Below are 22,538 nucleotides of genomic sequence, written 5' to 3'. Positions count from 1 at the left end.
ACAGGAGACTCTCCATGACTCGCAAGGTTTTTGTTGCCGGCGCCGGCATGATCCCGTTCAAGAAGCCGGGCACCAGCGACACCTATGACGTGATGGGCGCCACCGCCACGCGCCAGGCGCTGGCCGATGCCGGCGTCGACTACAACCTCGTGCAGCAGGCCTACGTCGGCTACGTCTACGGCGATTCCACCTGCGGCCAGAAGGCGCTTTACGACGTTGGCATGAGCGGTATTCCGGTGATCAACGTCAATAACAACTGCGCCACGGGTTCGTCGGCACTGTTCCTGGCCCGCCAGGCCGTGGCAAGCGGTGCCGTGGAATGCGCGCTGGCGCTCGGCTTCGAGTACATGGGCCCCGGCGCGCTGAAGTCGGTCTGGACCGACCGAGCCAGCGCGCTCGAGCGCGCGCTCAATCTGACCGACAAGCTGGTCGGCAAGACCGAAGGCATGAGCAATGCCATCCGCCAGTTCGCCGGCGCCGGCCAGACGCACATGCGCAAGTACGGCACCAAACTGGAAACGTTCGCGAAGATCCGCGCCAAGGCCAGCCGCCATGCCGCGAACAACCCGCTGGCGGTATTCCGCACTGTGGTCAGCACCGAAGACGTGATGAACGCCCCGATGCTTTGGGATGGCGTGCTGACCCGCCTGATGGCCTGTCCGCCGACCTGTGGCGCGGCCGCTGCCATCGTCGTATCAGAAGACTTCGCCCGCAAGCATGGGCTGCGCACTGATGTGCTGATCGCCGCCCAGTCGCTGACGACCGATCGCGCCAGCAGCTTCGAGAGCGACATGATCCGTCTGGTGGGCTTCGACATGACGCGTGAAGGCGCGCGCCAGGTCTACGAGCAAGCCGGCATCGGTCCGCAGGACGTCGACGTGATCGAGCTGCACGACTGCTTTGCGCAGAACGAACTGCTGACCTACGAAGGTCTCGGCCTGTGCGACGAAGGCGGCGCTGAGAAGCTGGTCAATGACGGCGACAACACCTACGGCGGCAAGTGGGTGGTCAACCCGTCCGGCGGCCTGCTCTCCAAGGGCCATCCGCTTGGCGCCACGGGTCTGGCGCAATGCTACGAGATGGTCCAGCAGCTGCGCGGCAATGCCGATCAGCGCCAGGTGGCCGGCGCACGCAACGCGCTCACGCACAACCTTGGCCTGGGCGGCGCCTGCGTGGTGACGCTCTACCAGAAACACGACTGAAGGAGCCCCCCATGATCGACAAGAAGCATATCGGCAAGGTCATCGCGGACTTCCGCACGTCGGCGCCCGCGAGCCAGTTGCGCTTCTTCGCCAAGGCCACCGGCGAGACGCGCGCGATCTACACGGACGAGGCAGCCGCACGCGACGCCGGCCATCGCGGCCTGCCGTTGCCGCCGACGTTCCTGTTCTCGCTGGAACTGGTGAACCCGCCGAGCGGCTGGCGCGAGGAACTGGGCATTCGCACCGAGCGCATCCTGCACGGCGAGCAATCGTTCACGTATCACCGCATGGCCTACGCCGGCGATGTGCTGCACTTCCGCACCACCATCACCGACATCTACGACAAGCGGAATGGCGCCCTGGACTTCGTGGTGCGCGAGACCCGTGTCACCAACCAGGACAACGAGCACGTGGCGGACCTGCGCGGCGTGCTGGTACAGCGCAACGGATAAGCGGAGGGGTTCCATGAGTATTCCGAATTTTGAACAGATCCAGGTGGGCGACACGCTGCCGCCCCTGACGCTGGAGCCGATCAACCGCACCACGCTGGCGTTGTTCGCCGGCGCGTCGAACGACCACAACGCGATCCATATCGACATCGACTACGCCCGCAAGGCAGGCATGCCGGACGTGTTCGCTCACGGGATGCTGTCGATGGCGTACCTGGGCCGGTTGCTGACCCTTTGGGTTGACCAGCGCCAGATCCGCAATTTTGGCGTGCGCTTCGTCGGCATCACCCATCTGGGCCATCGCATCACCTGCACGGGCCACGTGGTCGAGAAGTTCGAAGCCGACGGCGAGCGCCGCGTGAAGGTCGAACTGCGCACCGCGAACCAGTACGACGAAACGAGGATCCTGGGCGACGCCGTCGTCGCCCTGTAACAAGCTGTTCAAGCCACTCATCATCACCAAAGGAGTCAAGACATGGGAGCACTCGAAGGCAAGGTGGCACTGGTCACCGGTTCCGGCCGCGGCATCGGCAACGCCATCGCACAACGCCTGGCGCGCGAAGGCGCTCGCCTGGTCATCAATGATCTGGACGCGGAGCCCGCCCACGCCACCGTGGAAGCGTTGCGCAAGATGGGCGTGGAAGCGGTGGCCTGCGTAGGCAACGTGACGGCGCCCGACTTCGCCGACCGCTTTATCGGTACGGCAATGTCCGAGTTCAAGGGCATCGACATCATCGTCAACAACGCCGGGTTCACCTGGGACGACGTGGTGCAGAAGATGAGCGACGAGCAGTGGTATGCGATTCTCGACTGCCACATGACGGCCCCGTTCCGCATCCTGCGGGCCGCGTATCCGCACCTCAAGGCGCTGCACGCCGCTGACAAGGAAGCGGGCCGCGAGGTCTATCGCAAGATCGTCAACATCTCGTCGACATCGGCGCTGAACGGCAATGCCGGGCAGATCAACTACTCGGGCGCCAAGGCCGGCGTGATTGGCATGACGCGCGCTATGGCACGCGAGTGGGGCCGCTTCAACGTCAACGTGAACGCCGTGGCATTCGGCCTGATCCATACGCGTATGACCTCGGCCGATGCGAATGCAGGCGCCACCGTGAACATCGAAGGCCGCGAAATTCGCGTTGGTCTGAATCCGGAGATGCTCAAGTCGCACGCCCAGCGCAATCCGCTCGGCCGGGGCGGCACGCCGGAAGAAGCCGCTGGCGGCGTCTACCTGTTTTGCTCGCCGGATTCGAACTACATCACGGGCCAGACCATCGCCGTGGCCGGTAACCTGCAGTAATAGGCACGCTGTTGATCTGAAGCGTGCCGGCACCAGTCATGACTAATCGTCGTGCGCAGGCGTCGGCACCAATGAAAAAGCCCCGGCCGTTCGTTTGCGGCCGGGGCTTTTTTCGTGAGCGTGACAAACGTCAGAACGTCTCCACCACCTTCCTCACCGCGTCTGCCATCTTGCCCGCCAGGTAGATATGGCCCGCGGGAGTCGGATGCACCCCATCGGCGGACATGTAGATATCGCTATTGCCATCCCCCTTCGGGTTGGCAACGGTCCCCGTGCCGGTCTGCCACTGCTCCGCCATGTTGTCGATGAAGTAGAAGTTGGGCCGGGTGCCAACGGCCGCCTTGATGGCGTCCTGATGCGCCTGAAGCTCGCAACCGGGTGTCCACGGCCCCACAACGAACACCACGGTGTTGGGCAGGTTCTTCTGCACATCATCGAACAGGGCGGTGGCTTCCGCCTGGAACTCGTCCGTCGGTGAGCAGGCATCATTGACCCCGCCGGCGATGACGACCACGTGCGGCTTGAACGGATAGATATCGGTGGCGACACGGTCGCGGAACTTGAGTTTCGGCGCTGGCGCGGCCAGATAGCCGGTGGCGCCTACACCGGACTGATACATGTCGTTCCAGCCCACCAGATAGCCAAGCTTGGCCGCGTAATTGTCGAAGCTGTAACCTAGTCCGGACATCCCCTCCGTGATGGAGTCGCCCAGTATCACAGCCCGCACCTTCGGCACCACCGGTGGCGCCGTGACGGAATCCCCGGGGGCGATCCGCAGTCCGCCAAATCGCATGTTAGGCGTCTCGATACGGATCTTTCTGGACTTCCTCACCCCCTGGAAATCGACGCGCGTGAGGTACAGGTTGCCGTCGTCCGGGTACGCAACCGGTGTGGTGGAGGCATACTGCCCATCCACCAGAATCCGGTGCGCCGATATCTGGTAGTTGCCCTTCACCAGGATCTCGAACGTTGGCGCATCGGTGACGAACTCGATGTAGTAGACGTTGGAATCACGGCCCAATCCGCCATAGTTCACTGCCGTATTCTTGACGAGCAGATTGTCCGGGAAAGCGGTGCCGGCCGTTTCCATGGCGCCGATGTATCGCAGCGACGGATCGTTTGGTGGCACCAGCGTGCTATCCGTGATCGTCGACGGCATGTTGGCCGTGCCAGCCGTAATGATCGGTGGCGACGTCATGGTGGTTGGCGCCCCGCCATCCGCCAGGGCCGATTTGAGCAGCGCCTTGGTGGTCTGCAACTCCGTCACCGTCGCCGGCGGATTGGTAGTGGTCGGTGGCGTTACCGGCGTCGATGGCGTGGTGACCGGTGCTGCCGGGCTCGCGGTGCCGGAGCTGCCGCCCGACGCCTGCGTTGTTCCATCCCCACCACCACCTCCGCAGCCAGATACGAGTCCGACCGCCAGGGCCATCGACAAAGCAGCAAGTTTTGATTTCATCCCGTTCTCCTTTCTTTTTTTTAATTATTTGCATGAAGTGAGCACGGCGGCACTCCGCCAGAGGGCCTAATTTCGCATCCATCTTTTGAATTACCTCTGTCGCGGATATCGGATCCGGAACTCAGACTTTCGGCCCATGAATCTCCACCCGACAATCTGTTATCGCAGTAATTGACTCCTCTGCGATCCGGTGCCGAGGAACAGCGGCTGGCAGCGGCACTGCGCTATTCTCACGACAGTCATTCCGGTACGGGGCCGGCGTGACGTAACGGGAGACACCTTCCAGCCATGATCCGCGGCACCGACATCGCCCAAACCACCCCCACCAGTCATGCCATCGCAAACAGAATCCGCCAGGCGTACGCGCTTGGCGACGTCACGCAATGCGAGTTGCTGCGACGCGGGTTCAATCACGTCTATGGCCTCCGCTTCCTCGATGGGCGACGGGCTGTGGCACGACTGTGCGCGGACCGCCCGCGCGGCGCACCGAACAGCATGTATGAGGCCGCGCTGCTCGGTCACCTGAAGGCGGCCGGCGCGCAGGTCGCCGCGTCGCTGCCGACCGCTAACGGTGAAGTGGCGACGGAAATGGCACTGCCCGAAGGCAGTCGCACACTGATGCTGTTCGAACATCTCGATGGAAACCTGCCGGATTCACTGCCCGACTTCGAGGCAACCGGACGCGGCCTGGCACTGCTGCACGACGCCGCTCATGGCTACGATGGCCCACCCAGCCGCTACACGCTGGAGCTTCCGCAATTGCTGCACGCATCGCTGGACCGCCTGTGCTCCGCGCCGACATTGGACGATGCACTACGCGCGACGTTCTCCGCCATCGCCCGCAGACTGGACGACCGCATCGCTGCAATCACCGGCATGACCCGCGTGTACTGCCACGGCGACTGCCATGGTGCCAACAACTTCGTGACCGATGGCCCCGCAGACACTCGTATCGCCTCGTTCTTCGACTTCGACGACGCTGGACCCGGCTGGCTTGCCTATGAACTGGCGGTCTGCCTCTGGGCCATGCTGCCGCGAACGGAAGGTGCGGGACTGGATGCCCAGTCCCGGGAACGATGGGAGCACTACATCGCAGGCTATCGCAGCGTTCGGCCAATCGGGCCAGCAGACTTTGCCGCCATTGGGCTCTTTGTCGCGGTACGGCAGTTTTGGCTGATGGGCGAATACGCGGGCCGTAGCGATGTCTGGGGAACCCAGACGTTGCCGAAAGCCAGCTTGCTCAAGTACGTGAAGTTGCTGGCAGAGTGGGAGGAAATGGAGGTACCGCAGTGACCGGGAGCGATCCCTCCGTGCCACTGCCCCTCAGTCCTTGACCACGTCGCCCTGCGCGCGGCGAATGCAGGCATGACAACAGCATTCGAGTGATGCGCAGCCCGCGAGGCGTGAGATCCCGCTGCGGCGAAACGCCGCGGCGGCCGCCCTTTACACGAGTTGCCGGCACAAGCGTTGATGCAACACATGCTCCAGTCACATGCCGTTTGAACGTTCCTGCCGTGGGAACGTTCAAGCATCCTGAATGCCAATCAAATCCCGCTATTGCTTTCAATGAAAAAGCCGTTATGCTTGGCGCTGTTTTGACATCCTCGTAGATCGTGCGTCATCTGGCCCGCCGGCATTCATGGATTGCCGGATTCCTTCTGATCTTGTTCCTGTCGGTGCAACTGGCGACCGCAGCCTATGCCTGCACGATGGGGATGAACTCGACGGATGAACATCCGTCGATGGAAGCGACAATGTCCTGCGCCGACATGGCCGAGCAGGATGCCGCGCAGAACGACGGCCAGAAGGCGCTTTGCATGAGCCATTGCCAGGCCAACGCGAAGCACGCCGACCACGCCACGCCGCAGATTCCGGCATTTGTCCCGTTCCTCGTCAGCATCGTCGTCGAGCCCGCCGTACTGGACGACGCACCAAGGCTTGCCGAGCGCGCGCAGAGCCAGCCACGCGCCCCGCCTCCGCCGCACGCCATTCTTCACTGCTGTTTCCGTACGTAGCCTCCGAAGCAACGCCAAATCCGTTCCGCCCCCGAAACCTCGGGCGCGGTGGCCGTTGTTTCCGGAGGCTTTATGTCATTCCCGCTTCGCCTGAGGCTGGCGCTCCTTTGCGCGTCCGCCCTCGGCATGTCGGTGTCGCACGCCGCGTCACCACACGCCGCCCCTTCCCTGTCGCTTGAAGAGGCCGCTGCTCTTGCCACGACACATGCGCACGACGCAGAAAACACGCGCGGCGCCGTAGACGCTGCCGTGCAGATGGCCGTGGCGGCCGGGCAGTTGCCCGATCCCGTCCTGAAAGTTGGACTGAACAATGTCCCAACCGATGGCCCCGACAAGTTCTCGCTGACCCGCGAGAGCATGACCATGCGGTCGATCAGCGTGATGCAGGAGTTCACGCGCTCGGACAAACGCCGGGCCCGTTCGGCACGCTTCGAGGCCGAGGCCGCCTCGGCCGACGCCCAACGCATGGTCGGCATGACCAATGTCCAGCGCAGCGCCGTGGCGGCATGGATCGACCGCTGGTACGCCGAACGGGCGGCGGCACTCCTTGCCAGTCATGAGCAACCCCTGAGCCTGACGCTGGAAGCGGCCAACGCCGCCTACCGCAGCGGCCGCGGCACCCGCGCCGACGTGTTGTCCGCGCAACTCGAAGTACAAAAGCTGCGCGACCGCGAGAACGAAAACCAGGCAGCCCTCGACACCGCCAACGTGAATCTCACCCGCTGGATCGGCACCGATGCGAGCCGTCCCCTGGGTGATCCCCCCACGCTGGCGGTTCCAGATCGCGTCGCGCAACTTGCCCAGAACCATTTCGACGGTGTCCCCGAGGTTGCTGCGGCCCAGCGCGACGTCGCACTCGCGGAGTCCGAGATCCGCGTGGCGGACGAGGCCCGCAAGCCTGACGTCTCCCTGGAACTGATGTATAGCCAGCGCGGCTCGGCCTATTCAAACCTCGCCTCGATCAATGTGAGCATCCCCTTGCCCTGGGATCGCGCCAACCGGCAGGACCGCGAAGTCGCTGCCCGGCTCGCGCAGGCCACGGCGGCACGTGCGAAAGCGGAGATGATCCGGCGCGACACCGATGCTGTGGTCGGCGCCAGGCTCGCCGAGTTGCGCCGCAACCTGGAACGCCTGAAACGCTACGACGACGCCACGCTGCCGCTTACCAATGCCCAGGCGGAGGCCGCGTTGACGGCCTATCGCGCCAATGCCGGGTCCCTGCAAGCCGTGGCCGATGCCAATCACCGTGTCATCGATACCTCGTTGGAGCGGCTATCGCTGGAACAACGCACGACCCGACTCTGGGCCGAACTCACCTTCCTGACGCCGCTGCCTACCGCGCAAACCGAACCCGCCAACAAGGATCTTCCATGAAGGCACGACTGACCATCACAGCGACTTGCCTGGTCCTGATTGGTGTGGCCGGCTACAGCGGCTATCGCCTTGGCGCATCGCACACCATGCCGGCAACGTCCGCCACGCAAGGCGACAGGAACATTCTCTACTGGCACGATCCCATGGTCCCCGGCCAGCGATTCGACAAACCCGGCAAGTCACCCTTCATGGATATGCCGCTGGTGCCGGTCTATGCCGACGGCGATGACGCAGGGAATGGCGTGAATAAGGGCGGCGTCAGCATCGACAGCCGCGTCGCACAGAACCTTGGCATCCGCACGGCGGAAGTGAAATCCGCCCATATGGGCGCAGTGGTTGAGGCACCCGGCAACGTGGCGATCGACGAGCGCAGCATCCGCGTGATCCAGGCTCGCACCACCGCCTTCGTGCAGCACGTTGGTGTGCGCGCCACCCTAGATCCGGTACGGCAGGGCCAGACGCTGGTCACTTTCTACGCGCCAGACTGGGTCGCCGCGCAAGAAGAGTACCTGGCGGTGATGCGCTTGCCCGCCAGCCTTCAGAACGATCTGGCGAGCGCCGCCAAAGCGCGGATGCTCCAGTCGGGCATGACGCAGGGCCAGGCCGATGCGGTCATCCGCACCGGCAAGCTGCAATCGGCGCAGAGCATCGGCAGTCCGCTGGATGGCCTGGTCACCGAAATCGCGGTACGCGAAGGGATGACGATCAGCCCGGGCATGACGCTGTTCCGCCTGGCCGATCTCGCTCAGGTCTGGGTGATTGCCGAAGTGCCGGAAGCCCAGGCGCGCAGCATCGCACCGGGCCAGACCGTGACGGTGTCTGCCACCGCCGCGCCGGATCCCGTGCAAGGCAAGGTCGACGCGATTCTGCCCGACGTTGACCCTGCCACGCGCACCATCAAGGTCCGCATCGTGCTGCCGAACAAGCAGCGTCGCCTTGTGCCCGGCATGTTCGCCAGCGTCCGCTTCGAGAGCGGCGACCGGCAAGACGTGCTGCAGATCCCGACCGAGGCGGTGATCCGCACGGGGCAACGGACTCTCGTCATGGTCGATGCCGGCCAGCGGGGCTATGCCTCTACCGAGATCCGCACCGGACGCGAGGTCGACGGCATGACCGAGGTGACCGCCGGACTGCGCGCCGGACAGCGCGTCGTAACGTCCGGCCAGTTCCTGATCGATTCCGAAGCCAGCCTGCGCGGCACGTCGAAGCGGCTGGAAACCCCGGTGGCAGCTTCTGCGCCGTCGGCAACATCTGCACCATCGGCACCATCGGCACCATCGGCGACCACACAGGAACACGAAGCCACGGGTCGCATCGAAGCCGTGAACGCCGACAGCCTGACGATCTCCCATAGCGCAGTGCCCTCGGCGCAGTGGGGCGCCATGACGATGGATTTCGCCGCACATGATGCCGCCCAGCTCAAGGGACTGAAACCGGGCGACCGCATCCGCTTCCGCTTTCATCTGGCCGAAGACGGCACGGCCATGCTGTCGTCGGTGCAGCCCGCAGGCGTCGAAGGAGGTCAGCGATGATTGCACGCATCATCCTCGCGTCGATCCGCAACCGCTTCCTGGTGCTGCTGGCCACGGTCATGCTGACGGCCTGGGGGCTGTGGGCAGTCCGCACCACGCCGCTCGACGCGTTGCCGGATCTTTCCGATACGCAGGTCATCATCCGCACCCCGTTCCCGGGCCAGGCGCCGCAGATCGTCGAGAACCAGGTCACCTACCCGCTCACCACGACGATGTTGTCCGTGCCGGGGGCCAAGACCGTGCGCGGCTATTCCTTCTTCGGCGATTCCTTTGTCTACGTGCTGTTCGAGGACGGGACCGACCCATACTGGGCCCGCTCCCGCGTGCTGGAGTACCTGAATCAGGTGCAGTCGCGTCTGCCGGCGGCCGCCAGGCCCGCACTGGGGCCCGACGCCGCCGGTGTGGGATGGGTCTATGAGTACGCGCTGGTCGATCGCACCGGCAAGCATGACCTGAGCCAGTTGCGCGCGTTGCAGGACTGGTTCCTGCGCTTCGAGCTGAAGTCGCTGCCGAACGTCTCCGAGGTGGCCTCGCTGGGCGGCATGGTGCGGCAATACCAGGTGGTGCTGAAGCCTGACCGCCTGCGCGCCTACAACCTCCCGCAATCGAAGGTGATCGCCGCGATTCGAGGCGCCAACCAGGAGGCAGGCGGCTCGGTGCTGGAGCTAGGCGAAGCCGAGTATATGGTCAGGGCATCGGGCTACCTGAAGACACTCGAGGATTTCCGGCAGATTCCAATCGAGACCAGCGCGGCCGGTGTTCCGGTGCGCCTTGGCGACGTCGCGACGATCCAGCTCGGGCCCGAGATGCGACGTGGCATCTCCGATCTCAATGGCGAAGGCGAAGTGACGGGCGGCGTCATCGTAATGCGCTTGGGCAAGAATGCGCTGGAGACGATCGACGCCGTCAAGGCCAAGCTTGCAGTGCTGAAAAAGAGCCTGCCCGCCGGCGTCGAGATTGTCACGACCTACGACCGCTCCGCGCTGATTCATCGCGCGGTGAACAACCTTTCGTACAAGCTGGCCGAAGAGTTCGTGGTCGTCGCGCTGGTCTGCCTGATCTTCCTGTTCCACCTGCGCTCCGCGCTGGTGGCCATCGTATCGCTGCCGCTAGGCGTGCTGGCTGCCTTCCTCGTCATGCGGTATCAGGGCGTCAACGCCAACATCATGTCGCTCGGCGGCATCGCCATTGCAGTCGGCGCCATGGTCGACGCCGCAGTGGTAATGATCGAGAACGCGCACAAGCACCTGGAACGCTGGCATGTCGATCACCCCGGGCGGCCACTCTCCGGCGAAGACCGCTGGCGCGTGATTGGCGCATCCGCAGCCGAAGTCGGTCCCGCGCTGTTTTTCTCGCTGTTGATCATCACGCTGTCTTTCATCCCGGTGTTCACGCTGGAAGCACAGGAAGGCAAGATGTTCTCGCCGCTGGCCTTCACGAAGACCTACTCGATGGCGGCTGCGGCAGGCCTCTCGGTGACACTGGTGCCGGTGCTGATGGGTTACCTGATTCGCGGCCGCATTCCCGCCGAGCAGGCCAACCCGCTGAACCGCTGGCTCATTCGCGCCTACCAGCCAATCCTGACCCGCGTGCTGGCCTATCCGCGCGCTACCATCGCACTGGCGGTTGTCGCGCTGGTGGCCACTGCCTGGCCGATCATGCGGATTGGCGGCGAGTTCATGCCCCCGCTCGACGAAGGCGATCTGCTCTACATGCCCTCGGCTTTGCCCGGCCTTTCCGCTGGCAAGGCGGCGCAATTGCTGCAGCAGACCGATCGGCTGATCAAGTCGGTGCCGGAAGTCGCCACGGTGCAGGGCAAGGCCGGCCGTGCCGATTCGGCCACCGACCCGGCCCCGCTGGAGATGTTCGAAACCACGATCCAGTTCAAGCCACGCGACCAGTGGCGCCCGGGCATGACACCCGACAAGCTCGTCGAGGAGCTTGATCGCGTGGTGAAGGTTCCGGGACTTTCCAACATCTGGGTGCCACCGATCCGCAACCGCATCGACATGCTGGCCACCGGGATCAAGAGCCCGGTTGGCATCAAGGTGGCGGGCACCGACCTGAAGGAGATCGACCGGCTAGCCACCCGCATCGAAGAAACCGTGAAGACCGTTCCCGGTGTCACGTCGGCGCTGGCGGAACGCCTGACCGGCGGGCGCTATATCGACGTTGACATCGACCGCGCGGCCGCTGGCCGATACGGGCTCAATATCGGCGATGTGCAGGCCATCGTCTCCTCGGCGATTGGTGGCGACAACATCGGCGAAGTGGTCGACGGGCTGGCCCGCTATCCCATCAACCTGCGCTACCCGCGCGACTATCGCGATTCGGTCGAACAGCTGCGGAGCCTGCCCATCGTGACCGACCGCGGCCAGCAGATCGTGCTTTCCGACGTCGCCCGCATCCGAGTGGAACAGGGCCCGTCGATGCTGCGCAGCGAGAACGCGCGGCTGTCGGGGTGGATCTACGTCGACATCCGTGGGCGCGACCTGCGCTCCGCGGTGCACGATATGCAGGCGGCCGTGAGCAAGGCAGTGCCGATGCCTGCAGGCTATTCGCTGAGCTGGTCCGGTCAGTTCGAGTATCTGGAACGTGCCACCGCGAAGATGAAGGTAGTGGTGCCGTTCACGCTGCTGATCATCTTCGTGCTGCTCTATCTGGTCTTCGGTCGGCTCGACGAGGCACTGCTGATCATGGGCACGCTTCCGCTGGCGCTGATCGGCGGCTTCTGGCTGCTTTATCTGCTCGGCTACAACCTGTCGGTAGCCGGCGTGGTCGGTTTCATCGCGCTGGCCGGTGTGGCCGCGGAGTTCGGCGTGATCATGCTGCTTTATCTCAAGCACGCCTGGGAGGATAGCCAGGCACGCGGCATCACCGACATCAATGCCCTGCTCGCCGCCATCCAGGAAGGCGCCGTGCAGCGCGTGCGGCCCAAGGCGATGACCGTCGCCGTCATCCTGGCAGGCCTGATCCCGATCATGTGGTCACACGGCACCGGCTCCGAAGTCATGCAGCGCATTGCCGCGCCGATGGTTGGCGGCATGGTCACGGCGCCTCTGCTGTCGCTGTTCGTGGTGCCCGCCGTGTACCTGTTGATCCGCCGTCGCGAAACGAAGACTTCCCCATCATTCACTCACACGCCCATCAAGGAGCAAGCATGAAAACCTCACTCACCTCTCTGACCTCTCGCGCCTCCCGCGCCTCTCTCCATGCAGCCGTCTTCGCGCTCGCCGTTGGCCTGATGCCTCCGACGTTCGCGGCCGGGATGGACGGCGGTGCCGGCATGGACATGAAGCCCGCCGCCAAGGCAATGAAGACGCCACAGCCCGTCTCTGCCGAAGTCCGGAAAGTCGATCCCGCAGCCGGCAAGGTCACGCTCAAGCACGGCCCGATCATGAACCTGGGCATGCCGCCGATGACGATGGCATTCCCGGTCAAGGACCCGGCGATGCTGGCGAACCTGAAGGAAGGCGACAAGGTGTCGGCAACGTTCGACAACGTGGACGGAAAAATCACGGTCACCGACTTGCGCAAATAGCGCGATCGAGCCGCGCCGACGACCGGGATGGCTTGCCATCCCGGCAAAAAAAAGTCGCCGCGACCATCGCGGTCGCGGCCGAAAAGGGGGCATGTTCGAAAGAAGGAGTCCTCGGACTTTCGTTATCCCCTGGTGTCAGGCGATCCGTGACCGAACGTGCTCCGTTCATGGATCTGGCCGTCGCGCCCGTGTATCAGCAACTCAGCCCTTGTTCGCTTCGCCAGTTGCGTGGCAATGTCGATGGCCGCCTCTCGTGTCTGATATCGCGTGCGGGTTCCCGTCCCTTCGATTGCGATGGCCCACTCACTGCCGTGAGGGAGCACATGAATGTCGCCTGACATGCTGCGTCTCCGTTGACTTCGATGGCGCTATGCCGGCACCCTGGCAAGCACACCCACGTCGCTTGACTCGATTGGTTCGATCGACTCGCTTGCGTGGGCTTCGCGCTCATAGATCATCAACATTGCACGTTCTTTAATGGCCTTGTGTACCCCCGCGGCAATCGCGGCGCCACGAGACGCGTATGCATTCAGCTGGCCTTCGGATTCCACGGCCCAGTGGTTGTCCTGGGTGACCAGCACCTTCACGATAGATGTCGACATGCATGATCCGGTAGAAGTGGGTATGAATAAGTTCTACTCGGTATCCGCGGGCAGCGATGTAGGACGTTTTCCTATTCTGCGAGAAGGGGTGCGTCCGTCACGGCGCCATGCGAACCGACTGGAACTTCAGCACGAAAACGGGCCACTGTCGCAGACCACTATCGGCTTCGATCAGGGATGCAATCAGGCAATGTCGAGTATGGATACAGGCGCTATTTTTCCGCCTTGCCATGCATGACCATGATGGTCTGCTGCATCAGCGCGCAAAGCGTCTCCTTCGATCCTTCAACGGCAAACACTTCGGCCTGCGTCACGATCAGCGTGCGTCCCGCGCGGACGACGCTGCCCCGGGCAATCAGCTTGTCGCCATTGGCGGGCGCCAGAAGATTCAGCTTGTACTCGACCGTCAGGACCGACGCGCCCGCCGGCACAAGCGACATCGCGGCGTAACCGCCTGCCGAGTCGGCGATGGTACCGACCACGCCACCGTGAACGTAACCATGCTGCTGTTCGATGCCGTCCCAGTGCGGCACATGAATCTCGGTTCTGCCCGCCTCCACCACGGGCAGCGTGGCGCGGATCAGATGCATGACGTTCTGGGATTGAAAGCTCGCCTGGACAGCTTCCACGAAGTTTGCGTTGGCGGGTGTCACCGTGCCGTCTCCTTTTGTGCGTTGTCGTGTGCGCAGGATTGTGGCATGGAAACCGCCTGGCGAGCCGGAGCGTCCCCGCTCCCCTACTCTCCTACTCCTCCAGCTTCAGCCCCGTCTTCGCGACGAAGGCTTTCCAGCGCTCATACTGCTCGCGCGCGTAACGATCAAGCGCCGGGCCGTCGGTGGCCATCACCTCGAACCCTGCCTGCGTCAGCTTGCGGTGGGTCTCCGGATCATTGAGGGCAGCCTGGAAGTCGCTGGTCAGCTTACGCGCCACGGCCGGCGGTGTGCCGGACGGTGCGAACACGCCAATCCACGAGTACGCCTCGAAGCCCGGGAATCCGGACTCCGCCACCGTCGGCACATCGGGCAGATCAGGCAGTCGCGTGGCGCCGGTGACAGCGAGGGGCTTGATGCGCCCCGCTGCGATCTGGCCCTTGAGCGCGGCGTAGCTCAGCAGCGTCAGGCTCGACACGTTCCCCAGCACGGCCTGCACAGCCGGCCCCCCGCCGGCGTAAGGCACGTGTAGCAGTTCCACCCCGGCCTGACGCTTCAAGTCCTCGGCGACAAGATGGTTCATCGAACCAAGACCCGTGGACGCGTAGCTGTACTGATTGGGCGCGCGCCGCGCGGCATCCAGGAATCCGCGCAGGTCCTTGCCGGGCACCGACGGATTGGCACCGATCACCAGTGGGAAACGCAGCGCCAGCGTGACACCGGAGAAATCCTTGAAGGTGTCATACGGCAGCCGGGATTTCGCGATGGGATTGATCGCATGGGTATCGAAGCTGATCAGCAAGGTGTTGCCGTCCGGCGCGGAGCGCGCCACGTACTGCGTCGCGACCTGACTCGCGGCGCCGGGACGGTTCTCCACCACCACGGGACGCCCCAACACCTCCGCCAGCTTGGGCTGCACGATGCGCGCGGCGATATCCGTGCTGCCCCCGGGCGGGAAGGTGACGACGAGCTTCAATGGCGTTCCACTATCCGCCCAGGCGGAAGTCGGCAACATGCCACCGGGCAGACACAGCGCGGACAGCGCGGCGATGACGGCAAGCCTGCCGCATTGCGCGCGCGGCATCCCGCCAGAAGCGGCCGGCGTGGTTTGCCGGCGCGAGGAAAAACAAGGGAACAGCATGGTACGGCCCTCCTGTCATCCAGATGCAAAGCAGATATCGACTCAGCCCATCCACTGGCTGACCGGTGCCGCGGCGTCCTGCAACTCCTGCGTGATGACGTCCACCAACGCGGGACCGTCATGCTCCAGCGCGGCGCGAATGGCCGCGTCGAGCATCGCGGGATCTTCCACGCGCCACGCGCGCACGCCAAAGGCCTCGGCCACGCGCGCGTGATCGGTGCGGCTGAAATCCACCGAGAAGTAGCGGCGGTCGTAGCCGGCCTTCTGGCTCGCCTTGATCCAGCCGAACACCGAGTTCGAGAACACGATCATCTTCAGCGGGATGCGGCGGCGTACCAGCGTTTCCATCTCGCCGCAGGTAAAGCCGAAACTGCCATCCCCCATCACGGAGACAACCGTGGTGCCGGGGCGACCCAGCGATGCGCCAATACCGGCCGCCAGCGAGAAGCCCAGCGCGCCATGCGCGCGATTGGTGATGAACTGCCTGCCGGCGTGTCGGCTCTCGTGATAGGCGGAGAAATACGGGCAAGGCGTGCCGGGGTCCGCCACCACGATGGCGTCCTCGGGCAAGAGGCGGTTGAGCGTGTCGACCACGCGCTCGGGCTTGATCGGCCGCTCCAGCGAGGCCGCCAGCGGTGCGAAGCCCGCACGCTTGGCCGCGCGCGCGACTTCCACCAGCGCGCGCCCGTCGGCGGTGTCGGCGCGGCGCGTCGGCAGTCGGTCACGCACCGCGGCGTTCAACATGCGCAGGGCCAGCAAGGCATCGCCCACCATGCCGACGTCGGTGTTGTAGTTGGCCGCGATCACCATTGGATCGATGTCGATATGCAGGATCGGCACGTTGCGGCCGGGGAAGCGCCAGTGCTCGGTAGTGGTGGAGCCGGCGCGGCAACCGATGAACAGCACGACATCGGCATTGGCCACCAGATCGCGGGTGGCCAGGATGCCGCCATTGGCGCCTACCACGCCGGCGTTGAGCGGGTGCGTATCGGCCAGACTGCCCTGGCCGCTGACCGTAGTGCACACCGGCGCGTTGAGCGAAGTCGCGAGCGTGTCCAACTCACCGCAGGCGCCCGAAATCACCACGCCACCGCCGCAGATGATCAGCGGCGCGCGCGCTTCGGTCAGACGGCGCGCGGCGCGATCCACCTCGTCGGGGTCCGGCGCGTAGCGCAGCGCCGGGAAACGATCGTGACCGGCCTGGGCCCAGATCCCGGCCGGGTCCACATCATGCTTCTGAACGTCGTAGGGGAGGCACAGATGCGCCGAGCCCGGCTTGCCGGTCGTCATGGCGCGGAAGGCGGCGCGCACGGCGTCCGGAATCTGATCGGCACGGTCGATCGTGGTGTTCCACTTGGTCAGTGGCCGATACAGAGCTTCCTGGTCCAGCTCGGTCAGGGGGTATTTGCCGCGCGAGTTGACGGATACATCGGACGTAATGCCCAGCACCGGCACCGACGATTCGTTGGCCTCCACCAGGCCCGGCAACAGATATGTGGCACCACCGCCACTCGGACCCTCGCACACGCCGACCTTGCCCGTGACGCGGGCGTAGGCATCCGCCATGTAGGCGGCGCTGCGCTCGTCGCGCGCCAGCACGTGATCCATGCCGTGGTCCAGGCGGGCCAGAGCATCGTAAAAAGGCAGGCTGGTATCGCCACACAAGCCAAAAATGTGCTTCACACCGTTGAGCTGGAGCATACGCACCATCGCTTCGGCGCCGTTCATCTTGGTCATCCGCTTGATCTCCATTGATCGGCCGGGTGAAGGGAGCGCCGGCGTCCGATGGAGCATACTCGAAAGAATACTTTTAAGTATACTGAAACGTATGCAAGAATCCGGACAGCAATTGCCGATGCCGGGTGCTGACAAGGGCATCTGGTAGCGCGCGCGGTATGATCCGTGCGATTCAAGAATCCCATCGGGCAGAAACAAGCATGAATTCGCCTATTTCCACGACTCGGCGCAAGCGCGGTTCCGACGTGTTCCAGACGCTGCGCGACATGGCCATCTCCTACGCGCTGAAACCGGGCGAGCGTCTCAACGAAATCGAACTGGCGGAGCAACTTGGCGTGAGCCGCACGCCGGTGCGCGAGGCACTGGCGCGGCTGGCCACGCATGGCTTCCTGGAGGAGTCGAGCCGTGGCTACGTCCGCCGGCCGCTCGACATCCGCGAGATGCAGGACCTGTATGAGGCGCGCGTCGCCGTCGAACGCGAATGCCTGCGGCTTGCGTTCGAGCGTGCGTCAGCGGAGGGGGTCGAGGAATTGGCCCGATACCTGGAACACAGCCGTTCGGTCTCGCCCGATACGCCAGCACAGCAACTCGTTGAACTGGACGAGGGCTTTCATTTGCGTATCGCGGAGTTGTCCGGCAATGCGGAGTTGCGCCGGATGCTGGCCAGCCTGAATGAGCGCATTCGCTTCATCCGCTGGATCGACATGGAGAACGTGGGGCGCGATTCCACCCAGAGCGAGCACGCCGATATTGTCGACGCGTTGAAGGCGCACGACTGGCAACGCGCGGAGGCCCACCTGACCTCGCATATCGCGCTACGCCGCGAGCAGATCGTCGACGCCATCAAGAAGGGCCTGGCGCGCGTCTATCTGGAGGGTGAAGCGGACTGAAGCCGATTGAAGCGGATGGATGCCGGCCCATGCGTTCGGCGCTCAATCAGGCCGTTCGCATACTCAAGACAGCGTGGGTGGACACCATATCCGCCCAAAGCCGGGTCCGGATGCTGTTCCGTCCGGCCCGTTTGGCTTCATAGAGCAGCATATCGGCAGCGGCAATCAACGCGCTTTCGGTGACCTCGGTATCGCTGGCCGAGAAATCGACGGAGAGCACCCCGATGCTGACCGTGGCGCGCATGCGCTTGCGATCGGGGCCCGGCACCTCGCTGTCCGCCACTGCGGCGCGCATGTCCTCGGCCAGACTGGCGGCCGACTCGAAGTCCATCTGCGGCATGACGAGCAGAAACTCTTCCCCGCCGTAGCGAACGACGCTGTCCCGTGGCTCGTGGATGCGGTCCTGCAGCAGCATGGCGACGTGCATCAGCACGGCATCGCCACCCTGGTGGCCGTGGTTGTCGTTGACGCGCTTGAAATGGTCGATATCGCAAACCATCAGCGTCAGCCAGCGACGCTCGGCGCGAGCCCGCTCCAGCACCTGCGGCAGCAGCGTCGTGTGCAGATGGCGGCGATTGAAGCAGGCTGTGAGATGGTCGCGGATGGATAGCGCCTTCAATGTACTGAGCGCCCGATACTCGTCGCGCCACAGCCGGTGATAGCGGCGCGCCGCGATGATGCCGAAGCTGTTGGTCAGCAGCAGAAGCATCGCCATCGTGACCTCGTCGGAGAATCTCGACTCCCCCCTCATCACGGCCAGCGCGATGAAGGCCGCCGTCGCGCCAAGGGCGATGCCGATTGCGGTAATGAGCCGATTCGGGATGAAGACGTAGATGACGATCAGCATGATGCAGAGCGACATCGCGTGCCAGGGCAACTCGCCGGGACGGAACCAGACGACCAGCATGAAGATCGCCATCCCGACGACCTCCGCCGCGCTGGCCACCGCCCGGTGGGCCAGCACCGACTCGGTTTTCCGGCGAATCAGATACAGACCGCCGCAGGCAGTCAGCGCGACGGCGATTCTCCCCAGCAACAGCACGAGCAACGACGTCCCAAAGCCCAGCGCGGCGAGATCAGTCAGGGAAAAGGCCAGATAAAACAGCGAACAGAACACCAAGGTGACGCGCAACGACGCGCGCGTGGTCCGCAGATGGTGTTGCTGAAACTCCCGCTCGAGCCCCGGATCCGAGAACTCGACCCGAACCGGATCAACAGCGAAACTCATTTCGACGTCTGCTTCGGACATAAGCGCGTGGGCGACCAGTCGGCCCGGCGGTCATTGAATGTGCGCCATTGTCTCCTATTACGGCCTGGCAGCCGGCAAGAATCCTCAATCCTTGATCTGCCTAGCAGAAACCTCCTGCCTGTCAGATCAGCTCGCGATACAGCACTGACAGCGATTCGCTACCGGGAGCGCCTTCGCGCCACATGCGCGCCGCAAAGGCGTCCTCGAATTCCTCGGTACCTTCCTCGAACATGTCGTAGACGTTGTCGTGCGACAGCCCCTTCTCCAACACCATCAACGCGGCGTCAACGGCCTTGCGGGCGCGCTCCGGCAGTTGCGGCTGCAGCGCCTTCAGGGCAGCAATCTCGGCTTGCACCTGCTCTTCGGTCTTCATCGTCATGTCGTATTTCCATAGTGTTGGCGGCGTTCGCGCCGGAGGGCATTATGCAACGGGATCGGGCCCGGCTATCAGGCCGCTTGCCCGGCCTGGACGACACGCGGACCCAAGTGCCGTGTCAGCCGCTCGGCGCGCCCAGGCGATACCCCCCCTATTCATTCCCCAGTTCCCTTGCGGCACGCATTACACTTAGCCTGCCGCGTGGCGATCGGGCGACTTCACCCGTGTGCCAGCGCCGCTCGACTTCTGCTTGCTCTATCCCAACAAGGAGATCCGTCATGGCTACCGCGCCCAATCCGTTCACCGACATCACCAAACTGCTGGAACAGTACAAGCTCCCCGGCGTCGACATGACTTCGATCATCGAAGCGCGGCGCAAGGATATTGAAGCCCTCGCGGAGGCCAACAGGATCGCCTACGAGGGCATGCAGGCACTCGTGCAGAAGCAGACCGAAATCCTGAGCAAGAGCATGCAGGAGATTCAGGCCACGGCCCAGAAGATGGCCACGAGCGGCAATCCCGCAGAGGCCATGACCAGACAGGGCGAACTCGTGCAGCAAGGCTTGCAGACAGCCTTCAACAACATGCGCGAACTGGCGGAAATGGCGCAGAAATCGCAAGCCGAGGCACTGGCCGTGATCACCAAACGTGCCGAGCAGAGTATCGCGGAAGCGAAAAGCCTGATGAAGCCAGGCGGCAAGTAACCTCCTGGCGGCGAAACCCGGCCTGACCGGCCGGGTCCGCAGGCCTGGAAGCGTCAACGTCTGATCGATCTGGAATACGGCATCTATACGGAGAACCGACTGGTGGCAGGCACCTAGTCCTGCGCGCCATTGCCTCCCGTTCGTCCCGCCTCGCCATCAATGCGCATCCGCGGCAGAAACTGCGGATACTCGCGCTGCATGAAGTCGATCAGCCCCTCGCGCACGACGCAGCGAAGATCCCACGCCAGACCCGAGGATGCGGCGGTGCACAGCACGCGAATCTGCATCGTGCGTTCCGTTGCGTCGGTGACCACCAGGTTGAAAAACCGCCGATCCCACTGGGGCGCGTTGTTCACGATGCGCTCCAGCTCCTTGCGCAGCGGCGCCAGCGGCATCCCGTAGTCGACATGGAAGAACACCGAGCCCAATAGCTGGGAGTTGTTGCGAGTCCAGTTCTGAAATGGCTTCTCGATGAAGTACTGCAGCGGGATGATCAGGCGGCGCTCGTCCCAGATCCGCAGCACCACGTACGTCGCCGTGATTTCCTCGACTCGGCCCCACTCGCCTTCGACGATCAGCACATCGTCGAGCCGGATCGGCTGCGTCAAGGCAAGCTGCAACCCCGCGATCATATTGCTGAACACCGTCTTGCCAGCCAGGCCGGCGACCAGCCCGACCACACCTGCCGAGGCCAGCAGGCTGGCGCCGACCTGCCGCGCGCCGGGAAACGTCATCAGCAACATCGCCGCCCCGATCACCACCACCAACGCCATCGCAATGCGCGAGAGCACGCGTGTCTGGGTATGGATGCGGCGGGCATTCATGTTGTCCTCGACATCCACGGGGTGCCGGTCCAGCACGCCCTGCGCGAAGCCGGCAATGACCCGCGCCACGAGCCATGTCATGGCGGCGATCAACAGCAGGCCATTGACATGCCGCACATTGTCGATCCAGCGCAGTTCGTCCGGAGCGGCCTGCCAGACGGTCTGCAACGCGAGCAGCAGCAGAACCACCTTCGACGGGACCCGCGCCTTGACGACCATGGGATGGAGTACCTGGGCGGAACGCGTGATCCGCAGTAGCAGCAGGCTGCCGATGCGATGTGCCAGCAGCACGATAACGACCGCAACCAGGGCCGCCGTCCACGTGCCAAACCAGGGGTGATCGAGAAGAAGAGGAAGATTCATCGGCGTCCTTCATCAGGGGAGGCGTGATGCCGGTTACCAAGTAACCGACACGACGAAGGGACAGAAGTTTCACCGATGTTGTCTGCGCTCCACAGACTTTGCGACGCAAGCATCGCACCACGCCTGGTTACTCGGCGCGGCACACGCCGGCCATGCAACCGATCAACGGATCAGCGGATCAGTCGATACGCCAGCCGCGCGGCAACGCGGGCGCTCTGACCATCACGGTCGAACTGCGGATTGAACTCCGCAAGGTCTGCCGCGCGCAGCTTGCCGCTACCGCGCACGTGCGTGACGATGGCCTCGATCACGCTGATCGGCACGCCATACGCCGCAGGCGCGGAGACACCGGGCATGACGGCTGCCGGAAGCACGTCGAGATCGATCGTCAGGTAGACATGCGCGGCCTGCGCCAGCATCGCGTCGACCTCGGCCAGTCTGTGGTCGAGATGGCGCTCCTGCATCTCGGTGTCTTCAACGTAGCGCACTCCCAGCGCCTGCGCGTGGGCAAATAGCGATGCAGTGTTGCCGAGCCGGCTGACGCCGAGACACACATAGTCGAACGGCTGGCCTGCGGCACGGCACGCCTCCGCAATTTGGTCGAACGGCGTGCCGGAACTGCCGGGCCGCGCAGTCCGCAAATCGAAATGCGCATCGAGATTGAGGATCAGGACGCGGCCCGCGTCGCCCGCCGCATCCAGATGCGCCCTGAGGCCCTGCCAGGTGCCCCAGGCCACTTCGTGCCCGCCACCGAGCACGATGGGCAGCGCGCCACGGTCCAGTTGCGCCCTGACGACTTCACCGAGCGCCCGCTGCGCATCTTCGAGCGCATCGCCCTCGCAGCGCACGTCGCCTGCATCGTAGAGCGCGGCCACGTCATGAACCGGCAGGCTGGCCAGGGCGCGTCGAATGCCGCGCGGGCCATCGGCCGCACCAACACGGCCCTGGTTACGCCTGACGCCTGCGTCGCACGCGAAGCCAACCAGCACGGCAGCGCCGGCCAGATCGTCGGTAGCCGCTACGGCCAGCGGCTGGACGATATTGAACAGCCGCCGCGTATCCCCGCGCTCGCCGGTATCGGCGCGCCCCTGCCAGACCGCATCAGGGGCCTCGGCTTGCGTCAATGCCGTCAT

At 64.3% G+C, this 22,538-nt stretch carries 22 protein-coding genes; 12 read left to right on the top strand and 10 right to left on the bottom strand.

Annotated features, from left to right (window positions below; translation table 11 throughout):
• Nucleotides 1-14: 14 nt before the first annotated feature.
• From K6G35_RS24270 to K6G35_RS24255, 4 genes are read left to right on the top strand one after another with little or no spacing between them, the layout of a single operon-like run.
• Nucleotides 15-1,202 (top strand): lipid-transfer protein, encoded by a 1,188-nt coding sequence (locus K6G35_RS24270; protein ID WP_008647329.1) that lies wholly within the window; start codon nt 15-17, stop codon nt 1,200-1,202.
• 11 nt (nt 1,203-1,213) lie between these two features.
• Entirely contained in the window at nt 1,214-1,654 is a 441-nt protein-coding gene (locus K6G35_RS24265) for a MaoC family dehydratase N-terminal domain-containing protein (protein ID WP_186426692.1), read from the top strand.
• 13 nt (nt 1,655-1,667) lie between these two features.
• Complete coding sequence (locus K6G35_RS24260) at nt 1,668-2,084, top strand: MaoC family dehydratase (RefSeq protein WP_008647333.1); 417 nt, start codon at nt 1,668-1,670, stop codon at nt 2,082-2,084.
• A gap of 42 nt (nt 2,085-2,126) precedes the next feature.
• Nucleotides 2,127-2,951: an SDR family NAD(P)-dependent oxidoreductase gene (locus tag K6G35_RS24255; protein WP_008647335.1), complete on the top strand. Its 825-nt coding sequence runs from the start codon at nt 2,127-2,129 to the stop codon at nt 2,949-2,951.
• Nucleotides 2,952-3,081: 130 nt separating this feature from the next.
• Here K6G35_RS24255 and K6G35_RS24250 read toward each other — a convergent pair whose 3' ends face one another.
• Complete coding sequence (locus tag K6G35_RS24250; RefSeq protein WP_008647337.1) at nt 3,082-4,407, bottom strand: SGNH/GDSL hydrolase family protein; 1,326 nt, start codon at nt 4,405-4,407, stop codon at nt 3,082-3,084.
• A 288-nt stretch (nt 4,408-4,695) separates the two neighbouring features.
• Here K6G35_RS24250 and K6G35_RS24245 point away from each other — a divergent pair, with 288 nt between their 5' ends.
• From K6G35_RS24245 to K6G35_RS24220, 6 genes are all read left to right on the top strand, one after another.
• Complete coding sequence (locus K6G35_RS24245) at nt 4,696-5,700, top strand: phosphotransferase enzyme family protein (protein WP_495676458.1); 1,005 nt, start codon at nt 4,696-4,698, stop codon at nt 5,698-5,700.
• A 320-nt stretch (nt 5,701-6,020) separates the two neighbouring features.
• Nucleotides 6,021-6,422 carry a copper resistance protein gene (locus K6G35_RS24240; protein ID WP_495676457.1) on the top strand — a complete coding sequence of 134 codons (402 nt, stop codon included), beginning with the start codon at nt 6,021-6,023 and terminating at the stop codon, nt 6,420-6,422.
• 72 nt (nt 6,423-6,494) lie between these two features.
• Nucleotides 6,495-7,796: a TolC family protein gene (locus K6G35_RS24235; protein WP_495676456.1), complete on the top strand. Its 1,302-nt coding sequence runs from the start codon at nt 6,495-6,497 to the stop codon at nt 7,794-7,796.
• Entirely contained in the window at nt 7,793-9,328 is a 1,536-nt protein-coding gene (locus tag K6G35_RS24230; RefSeq protein WP_495676455.1) for an efflux RND transporter periplasmic adaptor subunit, read from the top strand. Before K6G35_RS24235 ends, K6G35_RS24230 begins: the two co-directional genes overlap by 4 nt.
• The gene (locus K6G35_RS24225) at nt 9,325-12,492 is read left to right on the top strand and encodes an efflux RND transporter permease subunit (RefSeq protein WP_495676454.1); all 3,168 of its coding nucleotides are present in this window, start codon (nt 9,325-9,327) and stop codon (nt 12,490-12,492) included. Before K6G35_RS24230 ends, K6G35_RS24225 begins: the two co-directional genes overlap by 4 nt.
• A complete protein-coding gene (locus K6G35_RS24220) occupies nt 12,489-12,869 on the top strand; it encodes a copper-binding protein (protein ID WP_495676453.1) in 381 nt (126 codons plus the stop codon). The genes K6G35_RS24225 and K6G35_RS24220 overlap by 4 nt, the downstream gene beginning before the upstream one ends.
• Before the next feature lie 122 nt (nt 12,870-12,991).
• On the opposite strand, the gene K6G35_RS24215 is transcribed toward K6G35_RS24220, so the two are convergent.
• From K6G35_RS24215 to K6G35_RS24195, 5 genes are all read right to left on the bottom strand, one after another.
• Nucleotides 12,992-13,210, bottom strand: coding sequence for a DUF2188 domain-containing protein (locus K6G35_RS24215; protein ID WP_008647358.1), 219 nt, complete (start codon nt 13,208-13,210; stop codon nt 12,992-12,994).
• A gap of 27 nt (nt 13,211-13,237) precedes the next feature.
• The gene (locus K6G35_RS24210; protein WP_008647360.1) at nt 13,238-13,471 is read right to left on the bottom strand and encodes a hypothetical protein; all 234 of its coding nucleotides are present in this window, start codon (nt 13,469-13,471) and stop codon (nt 13,238-13,240) included.
• A 212-nt stretch (nt 13,472-13,683) separates the two neighbouring features.
• On the bottom strand, nt 13,684-14,061 hold the full coding sequence (locus K6G35_RS24205; RefSeq protein ID WP_495677128.1) for a PaaI family thioesterase: 378 nt from the start codon (nt 14,059-14,061) through the stop codon (nt 13,684-13,686).
• 154 nt (nt 14,062-14,215) lie between these two features.
• Nucleotides 14,216-15,262: a tripartite tricarboxylate transporter substrate binding protein gene (locus K6G35_RS24200; RefSeq protein WP_008647370.1), complete on the bottom strand. Its 1,047-nt coding sequence runs from the start codon at nt 15,260-15,262 to the stop codon at nt 14,216-14,218.
• Between the two features lie 42 nt (nt 15,263-15,304).
• On the bottom strand, nt 15,305-16,999 hold the full coding sequence (locus K6G35_RS24195; protein WP_286881955.1) for a thiamine pyrophosphate-binding protein: 1,695 nt from the start codon (nt 16,997-16,999) through the stop codon (nt 15,305-15,307).
• Nucleotides 17,000-17,199: 200 nt separating this feature from the next.
• Between K6G35_RS24195 and K6G35_RS24190 the strand changes: the two genes are divergently transcribed.
• Nucleotides 17,200-17,889 (top strand): GntR family transcriptional regulator, encoded by a 690-nt coding sequence (locus K6G35_RS24190; RefSeq protein WP_035883887.1) that lies wholly within the window; start codon nt 17,200-17,202, stop codon nt 17,887-17,889.
• A 46-nt stretch (nt 17,890-17,935) separates the two neighbouring features.
• Here the strand turns inward: K6G35_RS24190 and K6G35_RS24185 are convergent, their stop codons facing one another.
• Both K6G35_RS24185 and K6G35_RS24180 read right to left on the bottom strand, forming a co-directional pair.
• Nucleotides 17,936-19,117 (bottom strand): GGDEF domain-containing protein, encoded by a 1,182-nt coding sequence (locus tag K6G35_RS24185; RefSeq protein ID WP_495676452.1) that lies wholly within the window; start codon nt 19,115-19,117, stop codon nt 17,936-17,938.
• Between the two features lie 142 nt (nt 19,118-19,259).
• A complete protein-coding gene (locus tag K6G35_RS24180) occupies nt 19,260-19,517 on the bottom strand; it encodes a hypothetical protein (RefSeq protein WP_008651960.1) in 258 nt (85 codons plus the stop codon).
• A gap of 275 nt (nt 19,518-19,792) precedes the next feature.
• On the opposite strand from K6G35_RS24180, the gene K6G35_RS24175 reads away from it, so the two are divergent.
• Nucleotides 19,793-20,218 (top strand): phasin family protein, encoded by a 426-nt coding sequence (locus K6G35_RS24175; RefSeq protein WP_008651961.1) that lies wholly within the window; start codon nt 19,793-19,795, stop codon nt 20,216-20,218.
• A gap of 113 nt (nt 20,219-20,331) precedes the next feature.
• On the opposite strand, the gene K6G35_RS24170 is transcribed toward K6G35_RS24175, so the two are convergent.
• Entirely contained in the window at nt 20,332-21,405 is a 1,074-nt protein-coding gene (locus K6G35_RS24170) for a mechanosensitive ion channel family protein (protein WP_035883888.1), read from the bottom strand.
• A gap of 170 nt (nt 21,406-21,575) precedes the next feature.
• Nucleotides 21,576-22,538 (bottom strand): formimidoylglutamase, encoded by a 963-nt coding sequence (gene hutG, locus K6G35_RS24165; RefSeq protein ID WP_286881953.1) that lies wholly within the window; start codon nt 22,536-22,538, stop codon nt 21,576-21,578.

The sequence above is a fragment of the Cupriavidus sp. HY129 genome (genome assembly GCF_059492215.1).
The sequence above is the reverse complement of the archived record's forward strand: the minus strand, read 5'-3'. Positions and strand labels throughout refer to the sequence as shown.